We start from the raw sequence: 14,404 nt of genomic DNA, 5'->3' as shown, positions 1-14,404 counted from the left end.
GCGTGGGCGGCGGTAACGTCAACGCGGTGCCGGCACCGGGGTGCAGCCGCCCACCCTACAACAGCTTATCGAGCGTGATCGGCAGATCCCTTACCCGCTTGCCCGTCGCGTGGAACACGGCATTCGCGATGGCGGCGCCCACGCCCGTGATGCCGATCTCGCCGATCCCCTTCGCGCCCAGCGGGTTCACGTGCGGGTCGTCCTCATCGACGATCTGCACGTCGATCGCCTGGATGTCGGCATTCGTCGGCACGTGGTACTCGGCCAGGTTGCCGTTCACCGCGCGACCCTCCCGCTGGTCGATCAGCGTCTCTTCGAACAGCGCCAGGCCGATGCCCCAGACGATGCCGCCCATCAGCTGGCTGTAGCCTGTCTTTTCGTTCATCAGCTTGCCGACACCGTACACGCCCACGACGCGCGGCACGCGGATCTCGCCCAGGTCTTCGTCGACCGTCACTTCGACGAATACGGCGCCGAACGAGTGCATGGAGTACTTCTGCTTCTCGTCGCCGGGCTCGGCCTTGGCCGTCACCTCCACGGGACCGTCATGACGGGCTGCGATGGCCTGCATCGCTTCGCGCCGGGCCGGGTCGGCCAGCAGATAGAGCTCGCCGCCATCGGACGCCGCATCGACGCCCACCTGGTCGGCCGTCGCGCCGAACAACGGCGAGCGTTCATCCGCGGCCGCGATGCCGAGCAGTTTCAGACGCAGCGCCTTCCCCGCCGCCTGCACGGCCGGCGCCACGCTGGCGACCGTCGTCGAGCCGCCGGAGACCGGCGCTTCCGGCATCTGCGAATTGCCCAGCTCGAAACGCACGCGGTCGACGGGCACGCCCAGCGCATCCGCCGCCACTTGCGTCATCACGGTGTAGGTGCCGGTGCCGAGGTCCTGGGTACCGGAGCGGAACAGCGCAGTGCCGTCCGGCGTCAACGTCGCGGAACATTCCGCCGGCGAGCGGTTCGTTGGATAACTCGCCGTCGCCATGCCCCATCCGACCAGTTTATGTCCCTGCCGCATCGAGCGCGGTTGCGGGTTGCGGTCGCGCCAACCGAAGCGCTCGGCGCCGATCTCGTAGCACTGGCGCAGCGATTTACTGGAGAACGGCAGGTCCTTGCCGGGATCGCGCTCCGTGTAGTTTTTCAGGCGCAGGTCGAGCGGGTCCATGTGCAGCTCGTAGGCCAGCTCGTCGATGGCGCAATCCTGGGCGTACGAGCCGGTGGCCTCGCCGGGCGCGCGCATGAACGTGGGCGTGCCGAGGTGCATGCGCGCCAGCCGGTGCGATGTTTCCTGGTTCGGACTCTCGTACATCATGCGTGTGACGAGGCCGCACGGCTCGATCCAGTCCTCGATCATCGACGTGTAGGCGATCGTGTCGTGGCTGGACGCCGTCATGCGGCCATCCGATAGCGCTGCCATCCGCATGCGCTGCTCGGTGTTCGGGCGGCTGCCGACCGGGCCGAACATCTGGTTGCGGTCCAGCGACAGTTTTACGGGACGGCCCAGCTGTTTCGCCGCCATCGCCGCCAGCACGACATGCGACCACACGGAACCCTTCGATCCGAAGCCGCCGCCCACGTACGGGCAGATCGCCGTGACGTTTTCCGGCGGAATATCGAAGATGCTGGCGACGATGCGCTGGACGCCCTTCATGTATTGCGTCGAGTCGTACAAGGTAAGGCGGTCGCCGTCCCACTGGGCGATCGTCGCATGCGTTTCGAGCGGGTTGTGGCTCTCGACCGGCGTCGTGTAGGTGACGTCGATCCGCGCGCTGCCGGCCAGCAGCCCCGCCTGCAGGTCGCCCCGCTTCGTGTCCGTTTCTTCCGTCAACACTTTTTCCGGCGGATGCACGGATTGCTTCGCCTGCTCGAAGTCGAGCACGGCCGGCTTGCGTTCGTACTCGATGCGCAGCCGGGCGCCCGCCTCGCGCGCGCGCTCGAACGTGTCGGCCACGACAACGGCGATCGGCTGGTTGTTGTAGTAGACGTCGTCTTCCTGCAGCAGGGTCAGCCTGCGTCCGATCGGCGGCTGGAGCTTGCCGTCCTTCATTTTCGGCGGCAGGCGTAGCGCGTTCTCGTGCGTCATCACGAGCAGGACGCCCGGCACCTCGCGGGCCGCGCTGTCGTCGATCGAGAGCACGCGTCCGCTGGGGATCGTGCTCGTGACGAGGACCGCATGGGCCACGTCGGCGACCGGATGCTCGGCCGAATAGCGCGCCGCACCGCTGACTTTCGCCCACGCGTCGACGCGATTGATGGGTGCGCCCGTGATCGTCATGCCATCTCTCCCATCTCGCCCGTGGCGATTCGCAGCGCCCGCGCGACCGCACGCTGCGCCAGGTCGACCTTGAACGCGTTGTGCGCATACGGCTGCGCGCCGGCGACCGCATCCGCCCCAACCTTGCCCAGCACGTCGTCGGTGAGCGCACCCAGCGACTGGCCGCGCAATCGCTGTTCCGCGTCCAGCGCGCGCCAGGGTTTATGGGCCACGCCGCCCAGCACGATACGCAAGTCGCGGATGGTGTCGCCGTCCACGTCGACGGCAGCCGCCACCGACACGAGTGCGAACGCATAGCTGGCCCGGTCGCGCACCTTCAGGTAGTGGGCATGCCGGGAAAACGGCGTCGGCGGCAATTCCACCGCCGTGATCAGTTCGCCGGGGCGGATGACCGTATCGTCCTGCGGGCGGTCTTCCGGCAGCCGGTGGAACTCGGCGAGGGGCACCTGCCGCGCGCCGTCCGGCCCCTGCAAATGGATCACCGCATCGAGCGCGACGAGCGCCACGCTCATGTCGGACGGGTTGGTCGCGATGCAGTGCGGACTGGCGCCCAGGATCGCGTGGATGCGGTTGTGGCCGTCGATGGCGTCGCAGCCCGAGCCGGGATCGCGCTTGTTACAGTGCGGGAAGGTCGGATCGGTAAAGTAATGACAGCGCGTGCGCTGCAGCAGGTTGCCGCCGACGGTCGCCATGTTGCGCAGCTGGGTCGACGCGCCGTTCAGCAGCGCCTCCGACAGCAGGCGGTAGCGCTGGCGCACGAGCGGGTGATTCGCGGCCGCCGTGTTGCTGGCCATGGCACCGATGCGCAGGCCACCGTCCGGTGTCTCTTCGATGTCGGCGAGCGCCAGCCGGCTCACGTCGATCAGGCGGACGGGCTTTTCGATGCCGCTCTTGTACAGGTCGAGCAGGTTGGTGCCGCCGCCGATGTATTTGGCACCCGGCTGGCGCGCCAGCTCGAGCGCGTGGTTCACATCCCTCGCACGGTCGTAGAAGATCGAATGCATGCACGCCCTCCTAGGCCTGGCGCAAGACCACGCTGTGGATGGCCTTGACAATGTTGGGATACGCGCCGCAGCGGCACAGGTTGCCGCTCATGCGCTCGCGGATCTCGTCCTCGGACAGCGCGCCCGGTGCCAGTTGGTCGCCTTCTGTCAGCATGCTCGCCTGCCTTGCTTTCACTTCGTCCAGCAGCGCCACCGCGGAACACACCTGGCCCGGCGTGCAATAGCCGCACTGAAAACCATCGCAATCCATGAAGGCCTGCTGTATCGGGTGCGGCTGCCCTTGCTCGCCGAGGCCTTCCACCGTCGTGATCTCGCGGCCGTCGTGCATCATCGCCAGGGTCAGGCAGGAATTGATGCGCTGGCCATCCACGAGAACCGTGCAGGCCCCGCACTGGCCGCGGTCGCAGCCCTTCTTGGTGCCGGTCAGGCCCAGCACCTCGCGCAGCGCGTCCAGCAAGGTCACGCGGGGCTCGATTGTCAGGTGATGTTCGGCGCCATTGATCCGCAAGGTGAGCGGTTGCGGCGGCGCATGGACCAGCGTCGCGCCCTGCGCGCGCTGCTCCGATAGACTCTGGTCGTCGTCTGGCATGCTTTGCTCGCTTTCGAGGAGATGGGTGGCTGGTTCATCATCTCTGAAATCCAGAAACCGGGGAGCGCGCCAGAAGCATGCCGTTGCGGCAAGCGTTTGAAGCGCTATACTCGCGCAGTGATGCACAGAAGCATCGCCAACCCGGAAATGACCATGCGCTCCACCTTGCTCCTGTTGACACCGCTCTTGCTGCTGGCCGGCTGCGTCAATGAATCGGCCAGCTATACCATCGACAGCAACGACCACGCCCTGACGGTGGTCGTCACGCAGGATTATTTCTGGAGCAAACAGGTGGGCCTGCGCGTGATCGCGTCGCGCCTGCCGGATTGCCAGCGCCAGTTCGACCTCGACAAGACGCCTCTGGCCGACCTGAACGTCGAACTGTTCTCGACGGGCGACGACACCTTCCTGCTGCGCGCGGGCGACGCGATGTGGCAGCTGGAAACCCGTACCTGCAGCAAATTGCCGGAACCGTCGGACAATGTGCAGGCCCAGCCGATCGGCGTGTTCCACATGGATGCGAAGAAAAAGCTCGTGTTCGAGCCGGCGGAAGGTTCGGCGGCGGCTGCGCGCTAGCGGGATTCCGCCAGATAGCGCTCACACCCGGAGGCGCCAGGCTGGTCATCCGGCACCGCGGCCGGATCAGTGTTGCCCGGTCAGCTGGCGCAGCCGCGCGATTTCGGCTGTGCGCCCGAGCCGGTCCAGCGCCTGCTCGAGCAGGGTGCGGTCGCCTTCACGCAGCATCGTCCATTGCGTGAAATATTCGTGCACGGTACGCCAGGGCGGGAACTCGGGCGGCATGCTGCGCCAGGCGCTGCCGGTGTGGAGGAAGTACAGGACGGCGCAGAACACATCGTACAGATCGTGCTTGCGCGGCCGGGTCTTGCGGCGGGCCGCTTCCAGCATTTCACGCACGGTCTCGAACTGTTCACGCGGTACATCGCTTGGAAAGGTTTGCCTGGCCATGTCGATCGCCTCAAATTCACTTGGAGACACGTGATCCGGAACAGGTTCCCGATCATCGACGGGGCGTAGCGCATTGTCGCGACGGATTCGAACACGAGCGCCCAGTAAATACAGTCTAGCAGCGTGTTCGGAATCATGGCGCCTTTTTTTCAGGCGCCATGCGTGCGGGGTCGGGCGACCGTCAGTCGCGGGCCAGCGACAGGAACTCGGTGCGCAGCGCCAGGTTCGGCTGCAGTTCGCCCAGCAGGGTCGACGTGATGGTTTCCTCGCCCGGCGTGCGGATGCCGCGGCTCTCCATGCACATGTGGCGGCACTTGATGACCACGCCCACGGCCTTCGGTTCCAGCACTTCCATCAGCGTGTTGGCGATCTGGACCGTCAAGCGTTCCTGCACCTGCAGGCGCTTGGAAAACACGTCGACGAGACGCGTCAGCTTCGACAGCCCGACGATCTTGCCGTTCGGCAGATAGCCCACCGTCGCCTTGCCGAAGAACGGCGCCAGGTGGTGTTCGCAATGGCTGTAGACCGGAATGCCGCGCACGACGATCAATTCGTTGTATTCCTCGGCGCCGTCTTCGAACGCCTTGAGGATCTCGACCGGATCCTGGTCGTAGCCGGAAGTCCAGTGTTTCCAGGCCTTGGCGACACGCGCGGGCGTCTCGTGCAGGCCGGAGCGGTTGGGATCTTCGCCAAGGCTTACCAGCAGGCGGCGCCAGTCGTTCTCGGTGAAGACTTCTTTGTCAGACATGGTTAACCCTAAAATTTTCGATTGCCGAGAGTATATAGAAAATGGAGCGGATCCACAGATGCCGGCGGCTTCCTTGCGCAAAACGAAAGCCGGACTGTGGCGGATGCGCTAGCGTAGTCGAGGTCCTTGTCACTGCGCGGAGAACAGCCATGCTTGGGAGCACCGTCCTGGAAGTCGCGATCGGCCTGACATTTTGTTATGGCACGGTCGCCTTGATCGTCAGCACCTTGCAGGAAGCGCTGGCCGCGGCGTTCCGGCTGCGTGCCAACACCCTGCTGGCGGGCGTCAAGAGCATGCTCAACGACCCGCGCTTCGACGGGCTGGCGCGCGCCGTCTACCTGCATCCGCTGGTGAATCCGCACACGGACGGCACCCAGCCGAGCGAGCGCGACATACGTACGCGGCCATCGTACATCGAACCGGCGCATTTTGCGATTGCGCTGGTGGACAGCCTCTGGAAAGTGCCGGGCGACTTCGTCCAGCTCTCTAACGCGATCGAGGCGATCCCCGATCCGCAGGTCAGGCAGATGATGCGCGGGCTGTACGGGCGCGCGCGCGACCTGCAGCAATTCCAGGACATGCTGGCCGGCTGGTTCGACAACGCCATGGCGCGCATGTCCGGCACTTATAAACGGCGCCAGTTGCTGATCTCCCTGCTGCTGGCGCTGCTGCTGGCGATCCTGTTCAACATCGACAGCATCCACCTGTTCCGCACGCTGTGGCAACAGCCGGCCCTCACGGCGCATCTCCATGACGCGCCCGGCGCGCTCGACCCGGCCGTATTCGACGCCCTGATGGCGCTGCCGATCGGCTGGACGCGGTTTCCTCCGGTAGCCAATGCCGATTTCGCGCTGCAGGTCGCCGGCTGGATCGTCACCGCGTCGACCGCGCTGTTCGGCGCCCCCTTCTGGTTCGACCTGATGCAGCGCGTCGTGCGCATGCGCAGCACGGGTACCCGGCCGGAAGAAACGTCGCTGGCGCTGCGCGTGGAAGGCAAGATCGCGGCCACGTCCACGCCATGAGCTGAGCGGCTGGCCGTCAGCGTCCCGGCGGCCGGTGGCTGTCGACCAGCATGCTCGAGATCGAGACGTGCGGCACGCGCTCCGGCCATTCGTCACCCGGGCCGAACCAGCGCGCCTCGCTGATCTCGTTGGGGTCGGTACGGATGTCGCCGTCCAGGTAATCGGCCGTGAATGCGATCATCAGCGAGTGCGGGAACGGCCACGACTGGCTGCCGAAATAGCGCAGGTTGTGCACGCGCAGGCCGACTTCCTCGAACACTTCGCGGTGCACGGCTTCCTCGATCGTCTCGCCCGCTTCCAGGAAGCCGGCCAGCGGCACGAAGCGTTTTACCGCGGATTGCGTATGCAGCGCCAGCAGCACCTTGTCGCCGTTGCGGATCAGGACCATCATCGCCGGCGAGATACGCGGATAGGCCATGTGCCCGCAGTTCGCGCACTTGAAGCAGCGCTCCCCCGCCGCCAGCACGGTGCCGCTGCCGCAGGCGCCGCAGAAGCGGTGGGTGCGCGCCCATTCGGCGATCTGGCAGGCGCGCGCGGCCACGCCGAGGTGCCCTTCGTCGAACTCGCCGAACAGCGAGCGCAACCCACGCCACGCATAGCCGGGCGGCGCCAGGGCTTCATCGTCGACCCAGGCGGTCTGGCAATAACGGTTATCCAGCAGGCCCACCGGCTGCAGGCGCGGCGGGTCGAGCGCGAGGCTGCGCACCGCGGCCTCGTCGGGCAGGCCGAGGTCGACCTCGCGCACGAGCAGCCGCCCGCCGTGGAAGACGAAGGACAGCGGGGCGGCATCCTGCTGCGGAGCCATCAGGGGCGTGAACGAGGCGGGCGTCTGGAGCATGGGGTATCCGGTCATCAAGGGGACTCCCATCGATGATACCGGGTTTCGCCGCGCCGTTCAGGCCGCCGCCCCGCCGCGCGAATGGATGAACTAATCCAGCTCATCGTGCTCCAAGCCTCAGCAGGACCGTTGCATCGCAACCCAACGCGGAGGAAACGATGAGCGTGATGAACGATGTTCCCGTCGTGCTCGGTATTAACCGGACCCAGGACGCCAGTGCCTGCCTGATGCAGGGCTCCAAGCTGCCGTGGGCCATCCAGAAGGAACGGCTCACGCGCCACAAGCACCATTGGGGCCGGCCGGGCGACGTCAGCGACCATTACGGACCGCGCCTGCCGTGGCCGGAGCGGCCCATCGACATCGTGGTCGAATGCTTTTCGTGCGACGATGAAGCGCGCCACCAGGCCCGGTACGACGCGGAGCTCGGCGCGACGCTGCGCCTCGCCCCTGGCTGCCGGCATGCACGCATCTCGCACCACCTGGCGCACCTATACAGCGTGTTCCACCCATCGCCCTTCCGCGAGGCCGCCGTCATGGTCATCGACGGCCAGGGGAGCCCGGTCGCAGACCTCACCGACCACTGGAGCGGCGCGACATACGTGCCGGGCGACTGGCGCGAAGTCGCCTCGTTCTACCGCGCCGACCGCGAACGCGTGCACTGCATCGGCAAGCACCTGTGGGACCGGGACGACATGCGCCTCGTCGGCCTCGGCATGTTTTATTTCCTGCTGACGCAGGCCATCTTTCCCGGCGAAGGCAACGAAGGCAAGGTGATGGGGCTCGCCCCGCATGGCCAGCCGCATGCGCTGGGCCTGCCGCCGCTGACCGTCGAAGGCGGGCAGGTGACGTTGCCGGCGGCCTGGCGCGAGATCCTGCGTGACCACGAACGGTTCCGCTACGGCCAGCCGGGCGTCACCTTCGCCGATTGCGCCAACCTGGCGGCCGCGGGCCAGCGCGCCTTCGAGGATGCCATCCTGGCGGTGGCCCGCTGGCTGCATGCGGAGACGGGGCTGGACAACCTGTGCTTCGCCGGCGGCACGGCGCTGAACTGTTCGGCCAACGAGCGCCTGTTGCGGGAAACGCCGTTCAAACAGGTCTTCATTCCGCCCGCGCCGGGCGATGCCGGCACGGCGCTGGGCTGCGCACTGTACGGCCTCACGGAACTGGCCGGCGCCGGCTGCGCCTACCGCTGGACCCATGACTACCTGGGTCCCGTCCCGCAACATCACGACATCGAAGCCGCCCTGGCCGACCGCGACGACCTTCACATCATCCACCTGCCTGATGCCGACGCCCTATGCAGCCACATGCTCGACCTGCTGTGCCGGGGCCGCGTGCTCGCCCTGTACCAGGGAGGCAGCGAATTCGGCCCGCGCGCCCTGGGCCACCGCAGCATCCTGGCCGATCCGCGCCAGGCCGAAGTCCGCGACTGGATCAATGCGCGCGTCAAGCAGCGCGAGTGGTTCCGCCCGCTGGCACCCGTCGTGCTCGCGGAGCGGGCCGCCGAGTATTTCGACCTGCCCCGTGACTCACCTTTCATGCAGTTCGCCGCGCCGGTCGTACCAGGCATGATGGCGCGCGTACCGGCCATCACCCACGTGGACGGCAGCGCGCGCCTGCAGACCGTCGGCCCGGACGACGACCCGCTGCTGCGCCGCCTGCTGACGGGCTTCGATGCGCGCACGGGCGTGCCGGTCCTGCTGAACACGTCGTTCAACGGCAAGGACGAACCGATCGTGGAAACGCCGGAGGAAGCGCTCGCGTCGTTCCGCCGCATGCCGCTGCACGCCCTCGCGATACCGCCCTTCCTCGTGACCAAACGGATCGAACCGGAGCTGCCCGCATGATCCGTGCGTATCCAGGACGGGCCAGCGTGCTGCCCGGCGCCACGCTGCACCTGCACGTGTCGACCGACAGCCGCCGCTTCCGCGTCACGTTCTACCGCTGGAGCGACGGACCGGTCGAGATGCTGCGCAGCGACTGGCTGCCCGGCGCATGGGCGGACGATGCCGCGCCGGACGCGGACTGGAACTGGCCAGCCCATGCCTTTCCGATTCCACCGGACTGGCCCTCGGCCGTCTACATCGCCGACCTCGAAGAGGAAGGACGCAAGACCACGTTCGATCTGGCACGCGGCCACGGGACTGCCCTGTTCGTGGTGCGTCCACGATCAAGGGGACGCGGCATGCTTTATAAACTGCCGCTGGCCACGTACCACGCCTATAACGCCAGCGGTGGCGGTTGCTTCTATGTCCACCCGCCGCGTTCGATCACGCCGCCCGGTGCACGTATCTCGCTGCGTCGTCCCGGCGGCGGTATCGGCGGGCCCGTGTGGTGCGCCGCCGACCATTACGATGTCGCATCGCCCCGCCAGACGTTTGCCCATTGGGACGCGCGCTTCATCCGCTGGCTGGCGCGCAATGGCTACCGCGCGGACTTTTGCACGGACCTCGACATCCACGCCGACCCGACGCTGCTCGCGGGCTACCGCCTGCTGGTGTCGGCCGGCCATGACGAATACTGGAGCACCGCGACGCGCGACGCCGTCGAGGACTTCGTCTCCAGCGGCGGCAATCTCGCGTTCTTCGCTGGCAATGTGTGCTGGTGGCGCATCCACGTCGTCGATGACGGGACGGCCATCGTCTGCCACCAGGGCGGCCCGCATGGCGCCCGCGACCACTGGTGGTCACCCCGCGGCGCCGCGCGTCCCGAAGACGGCTTGAGCGGCGCCAGCTACCGGCATGGCGGCGGCTGGTGGGATGGCCCGCGCAGGTCCGGCGGCTACCGCGTCCAGCAGCCGGATCACTGGATCTTCACGGAGACCGGCCTGGCACGCGGCGACGCGCTCGGGCGGCAGAGCTGGCCGCCGCTGGCGGGCTATGAATGCGACGGCGTCCCACTCGACGTCTTCGATGCCGACCATGGCGCATTGCTGTCGGCCTGGTCGGACGAGGACGGCACGCCGGACGGCTACGCATTGCTGGCAGCAGCGCGGCTGGGCCCCGACTGGCAGGAACTGCCGGCACGCGCACGCCACGCCGCCGGCGAAGGCATCCACACGGCCGCCATGGGCCTGTTCACGCGCAACGGCACCGTGTTTTCTGCCGGAACCACCGACTGGGCGCAAGTCCTCGACGCCGGCCGGGATCGCCAACTGGAGCGCGTCACGCGCAACGTCCTCGATGGCCTGTTGCGCAGATAAGGCATAAAGGCATATGCGGCAACGATGCCCCTCACCGGAAAGACGCGCGCACGACCGCACGTTTTACAGGAGGAAGAAGTGTACCGTCGACCACTGCTGCAACGTCTCGATCCGCCTTCGGTCATCGTATTCCGCGCCCTCCACCTGGGCGACATGCTGTGCGCGGTGCCCGCCCTGCGTGCGCTGCGCGCCGCCGCGCCCGGCGCCCACATCGCGCTGGTGGGTTTGCCGTGGGCGCAGCAATTCGCGGAGCGGTTCAGTGCCTACATCGATGAATTCATCGCCTTTCCCGGCCACCCTTTGCTGCCCGAGCAACCGGTGCGGCAGGAGGCGCTCGCGCATTTCTACAACAGCCTCTGCACCCGCCGGTTCGCGCTGGCGCTCCAGTTGCACGGCAGTGGCGACGTGAGCAACGACATCGTCAGTGGCTTCGGCGCGCAAGCGATGGCCGGGTTTTGCCGTGGCGCGCCCGTCGTGCGCGACCGCACCGTCCTGTTCCCCTATCCGGACATCGGGGCGGAGCCTGAGCGCCTCCTCTCCCTGATGGAGCAGCTGGGCGCGCCATCGACGGGGGTCCACCTGGAATTCCCGCTGTCCCGCGACGACGAAGACGAATGGCGCGCCAGCGGCCTCGGTACCAAGCTCGAGCACGGCGGTTACCTGTGCATCCACCCGGGCGCGCGCAAGCGGGACAAATGCTGGCCGGCTGCCTCGTTTGCCGAGGTCGGCGACCGCCTCGCGGCCGAATTCGGCCTCAAGGTGGTGTTGACGGGATCGGCCGAGGAAGCGGACCTGACCGCCGACGTGGCGGCCCGCATGCACCACACGCCGCTCGACGCCGCCGCCCCCATCTCGATCGGCGCGATGGCCGTCCTGATGCGTGGTGCCAGGCTCCTGCTCTGCAACGACACGGGCGTGTCCCACATCGCGGCCGGCCTCAGGCTCAAGAGTGTCGTCGTGTTCAGCAAGGCCGACATCGCCCGCTGGGCGCCGCTCGACCGCCATACGCACCGCTGCATCTGGGATCCCGGTGCGGAGCGCGCCCAGGTCGTCCTGCAACATGCACGTGCCTTATTGGCCGGCACGGCGCCGAGCCGCCAGCGCAGTGTCGGCATGTGGCCTTACTGGTGACTATTGATGAGCCAATGCCGCATGGGCCAACGCCTCCACCTCGTCGATGCCGACATCCGCGACAAAGCTCACGTCGTGCGGGCAGCGCGTTCGCAGATTGTCCTCATCGCAGATGGGGCAGCGTGTCCGCACCGACAGGGCCGCATGCAGGGTCGAGGGCCGCAACGGCATCCCTTCGATCAGATTCGTCAGCCAGAAGATGCCGACACTCGGCACACCCAGGGCCAGACCCAGGTGCAGCGGGCCGGTGTCGTTCGACACGAGCAGCGCGGCGCGCGCCAGCAGGCCGCACAGCCCGCCCAGGCTCAGCCGGCCTGCGAGTGCGATGGCCGGCGCGTGCATGCACCCCACGACCTCGTGCACAAGATCCACTTCGTCCGAGGAACCGTTGACGGCGACACAGGCGCCGTCCTGCGCGAGCCGGTCGCCGAGCGCCGCGAACGATTGCACCGGCCAGCGGCGGCGGGGATCGGTCGACCCCGGCTGCAGCACGATGAGCCGTTCGCCGGCCAGCACAGGCACGACCTCCGCCGCCTCGTGGCCATCCGCTTCCGTGAGCGCGAGTTCCGGTTGCGCGTCGAGCGGCAACCGCATCTCCGCCCCGGCTAGGCCCGCGATCTCGAGCAGGGCCAGCCTGCGCGGGCTGGGCTCGCGATACGGGACCCAGCGATCGAGCAAGGGAACGCCCGGCGCGCAGCTCCCTGCCGTCAAGCGCGCACCGAAGCGCAGCAGGAACGGATTCGAATGACGTCCTCCCCCGAACATCTGCAATGCGAGATCGAAACGCTCGGCGCGCATCGCGTCGACGAAGTGCCTGACCTCCGCTGCCGCCGTCCCGGGCGCCCCCACGCCTTGCACGGGCGGGACCTCGACGACCCGGTCGACCGGCCCGGGCCGCCCTTGCAGGAACACGCGATGCCAGGCTTTTCCCGCCAGGACCAGTTCGGCCCCGGGATACGCCTGCTTCAACGCGTGCAGGGCCGGCAGTGCGAACACGAAGTCGCCCACCGCACTCGGGCGCAGCACGACGATCCGGCGCACGTTGTGGAGACGATCATGGATCGGTCGCATCGTGCGGCTCGTCGTGTGGCTCATCGTGCGGCTCATCGTGTGGCTCACTGAGCGGCAACACATAAGGCGCATCGATGGCCCGGGCCGTGATGGTCGTCGGCAGCTCCATGTGATACGCACCGGACGGCAGGATGGCGCAACCGCCATGGCGTGCCATCACACGCTGCTGGGCCAGCACGTCTTCTCCGCAATGCTGGGCCGGCAGGTCGCGCCAGAAGTCGAAGCCGCCCACGGCGCGCAGCTTGGCCGTATCGAACATGGTGCAGCCGCCGACCCAGGCGATCTTGTAGCGCCGGGTCGTCCCGGTTCCATCCTCCAGGCGCGTCTGCACGTGGAACAGGTTCGCCGCGCTGTGCAGGTGATGACGTGCCCACGCCGGGCTGCCGGGGCGCACGGTTTCCGGCGTCACGGGCCCCTCCCAGAATTCGATTGCTTCCTGCATGGGCCGCAACTGGCCCAGGTAGCTCAACCCGTGCAACGCACTGCCGACGAAGCCGCAGCGCTCTTCGCTGAGGACGGCATGCAGGCGGGCGATGAGGTCCGGTTCGAGGATCACGTCGTCGTCGACGAACAGGCAGAAGGACGAGCGCACCTGGCCCAGCAGGAAGGCACGCTGTTCGGCCATGCCGCGGCGGCGCGGACGCCGGAACGTGTCCACGCTGCGTCCGCTGACGCGCAGGTAGCGCAACACCGCCTGCACCTCGCCATGCGCGCAGACGCCAGCGCCGTCCGACTGGTCGGCAATCACGATGCGCAAGGACGGCCAGGTCTGCGCGCCGAGGGCCGTCAGCGTGACCGCGAGCGCCGCGGGGCGGTTGCGGGTCGGGATCAGGACGTCGATGGTCTCGCTCACGGCGTCGCCCTTCCACTCCCCTGCGCCTGGCCATTCAGGTAGGGGTTGAGCGCGGGATCGTTGTACATCTTGAACTGGCGATAGAGCTTGAAATAGGCCTGTCCGGCCCGCGCTTCCGTGAGCAGCAGGTCGAGGCAGGACATCAGGTCCTGGCGCTGGGCGAGCAGGCGGTCGAGCTTGGCTGCGCATGCGTGGACGTGGGCGTCGTCGGCATCGACGCGTTGCGTCTGCGCGCGCATGTGGTGGATCTTGAGGGCGAGAATCGACAGGCGGTCGATCATGGCGCCAGCCGTTTCGCTGGAGAGCCGCGCACCGGGCTCGCAGACGACGTGGCGCAGGTCGGCCAGCAGCGCTTCGTCGATGGATTCGACCGCGTCGTTGCGCTTCTGGTTGTAGCGGTCGATCAGGCGCTTGCCCGCCGCGATCTCGGAAGGCGGCACGTCCAGCCGGCGCGCCCGGTCTTCCTCGCGCCACAGCAGGCCGTTGTAGCGGTGGTTGGCAGCTATCCATTCCCACACGCCTGACTCGGCGGCGGCATGCGACATCACGGGCCAGTCGCGTTCGCGCAGCTGGCGGTCGTGGAACCAGACGACGGACACGGCATCGATTTCGCTTTGCATGGCAACTCCGATCCTGGGCAGACGAGCGACGTTTGCTTGGAGTACGCAGGCGTACTGGAGTTCTGCGGAATGCGCATGGCCTTGG

Annotated in this window: 13 protein-coding genes and 1 pseudogene; 5 read left to right on the top strand and 9 right to left on the bottom strand. The window is 67.5% G+C overall.

The features are described 5' to 3' along the window. Positions 1-55: 55 nt before the first annotated feature. The 3 genes from P0M04_RS10330 to P0M04_RS10320 are packed head-to-tail and all read right to left on the bottom strand — an operon-like array spanning position 56 to position 3,868. Complete coding sequence (locus P0M04_RS10330) at positions 56-2,275, bottom strand: xanthine dehydrogenase family protein molybdopterin-binding subunit (protein WP_259452628.1); 2,220 nt, start codon at positions 2,273-2,275, stop codon at positions 56-58. Then, positions 2,272-3,279: an FAD binding domain-containing protein gene (locus P0M04_RS10325; protein WP_259452627.1), complete on the bottom strand. Its 1,008-nt coding sequence runs from the start codon at positions 3,277-3,279 to the stop codon at positions 2,272-2,274. The genes P0M04_RS10330 and P0M04_RS10325 overlap by 4 nt, the downstream gene beginning before the upstream one ends. A gap of 10 nt (positions 3,280-3,289) precedes the next feature. Then, positions 3,290-3,868, bottom strand: coding sequence for a (2Fe-2S)-binding protein (locus P0M04_RS10320; RefSeq protein ID WP_259452626.1), 579 nt, complete (start codon positions 3,866-3,868; stop codon positions 3,290-3,292). Between the two features lie 153 nt (positions 3,869-4,021). Here P0M04_RS10320 and P0M04_RS10315 point away from each other — a divergent pair, with 153 nt between their 5' ends. Then, complete coding sequence (locus P0M04_RS10315) at positions 4,022-4,444, top strand: hypothetical protein (RefSeq protein ID WP_259452625.1); 423 nt, start codon at positions 4,022-4,024, stop codon at positions 4,442-4,444. 114 nt (positions 4,445-4,558) lie between these two features. Here P0M04_RS10315 and P0M04_RS10310 read toward each other — a convergent pair. Continuing rightward, positions 4,559-4,834 (bottom strand): annotated as a pseudogene (locus tag P0M04_RS10310) (transposase); the annotation flags it as partial. Between the two features lie 181 nt (positions 4,835-5,015). Beyond that, positions 5,016-5,582, bottom strand: a complete 567-nt coding sequence (gene folE / locus P0M04_RS10305) for a GTP cyclohydrolase I FolE (protein ID WP_036238638.1) — start codon at positions 5,580-5,582, stop codon at positions 5,016-5,018. 149 nt (positions 5,583-5,731) lie between these two features. Between folE and P0M04_RS10300 the strand changes: the two genes are divergently transcribed. Then, positions 5,732-6,604 carry a hypothetical protein gene (locus tag P0M04_RS10300; RefSeq protein WP_259452624.1) on the top strand — a complete coding sequence of 291 codons (873 nt, stop codon included), beginning with the start codon at positions 5,732-5,734 and terminating at the stop codon, positions 6,602-6,604. Between the two features lie 16 nt (positions 6,605-6,620). On the opposite strand, the gene nudC is transcribed toward P0M04_RS10300, so the two are convergent. After that, positions 6,621-7,442, bottom strand: coding sequence for an NAD(+) diphosphatase (gene nudC / locus P0M04_RS10295; RefSeq protein WP_259452623.1), 822 nt, complete (start codon positions 7,440-7,442; stop codon positions 6,621-6,623). Between the two features lie 158 nt (positions 7,443-7,600). Between nudC and P0M04_RS10290 the strand changes: the two genes are divergently transcribed. From P0M04_RS10290 to P0M04_RS10280, 3 genes are all read left to right on the top strand, one after another. After that, positions 7,601-9,289, top strand: a complete 1,689-nt coding sequence (locus P0M04_RS10290; RefSeq protein WP_259452622.1) for a carbamoyltransferase family protein — start codon at positions 7,601-7,603, stop codon at positions 9,287-9,289. Next, positions 9,286-10,644 carry a N,N-dimethylformamidase beta subunit family domain-containing protein gene (locus P0M04_RS10285; RefSeq protein ID WP_259452621.1) on the top strand — a complete coding sequence of 453 codons (1,359 nt, stop codon included), beginning with the start codon at positions 9,286-9,288 and terminating at the stop codon, positions 10,642-10,644. Before P0M04_RS10290 ends, P0M04_RS10285 begins: the two co-directional genes overlap by 4 nt. 78 nt (positions 10,645-10,722) lie before the next feature. Next, positions 10,723-11,775 (top strand): glycosyltransferase family 9 protein, encoded by a 1,053-nt coding sequence (locus P0M04_RS10280; RefSeq protein ID WP_259452620.1) that lies wholly within the window; start codon positions 10,723-10,725, stop codon positions 11,773-11,775. Here P0M04_RS10280 and P0M04_RS10275 read toward each other — a convergent pair whose 3' ends face one another. The 3 genes from P0M04_RS10275 to P0M04_RS10265 are packed head-to-tail and all read right to left on the bottom strand — an operon-like array spanning position 11,776 to position 14,319. Beyond that, positions 11,776-12,870, bottom strand: a complete 1,095-nt coding sequence (locus P0M04_RS10275; protein ID WP_259452619.1) for a glycosyltransferase family 9 protein — start codon at positions 12,868-12,870, stop codon at positions 11,776-11,778. After that, positions 12,830-13,699, bottom strand: coding sequence for a glycosyltransferase family 2 protein (locus P0M04_RS10270; protein WP_259452618.1), 870 nt, complete (start codon positions 13,697-13,699; stop codon positions 12,830-12,832). The genes P0M04_RS10275 and P0M04_RS10270 overlap by 41 nt, the downstream gene beginning before the upstream one ends. After that, positions 13,696-14,319, bottom strand: a complete 624-nt coding sequence (locus tag P0M04_RS10265; protein ID WP_259452617.1) for a DUF4254 domain-containing protein — start codon at positions 14,317-14,319, stop codon at positions 13,696-13,698. Before P0M04_RS10265 ends, P0M04_RS10270 begins: the two co-directional genes overlap by 4 nt. Positions 14,320-14,404: the final 85 nt, after the last annotated feature.

It is taken from the genome of Telluria mixta, from assembly GCF_029223865.1.
GTDB classification, from domain to species: Bacteria; Pseudomonadota; Gammaproteobacteria; order Burkholderiales; family Burkholderiaceae_D; genus Telluria; species Telluria mixta.
The sequence above is the reverse complement of the archived record's forward strand: the minus strand, read 5'-3'. Positions and strand labels throughout refer to the sequence as shown.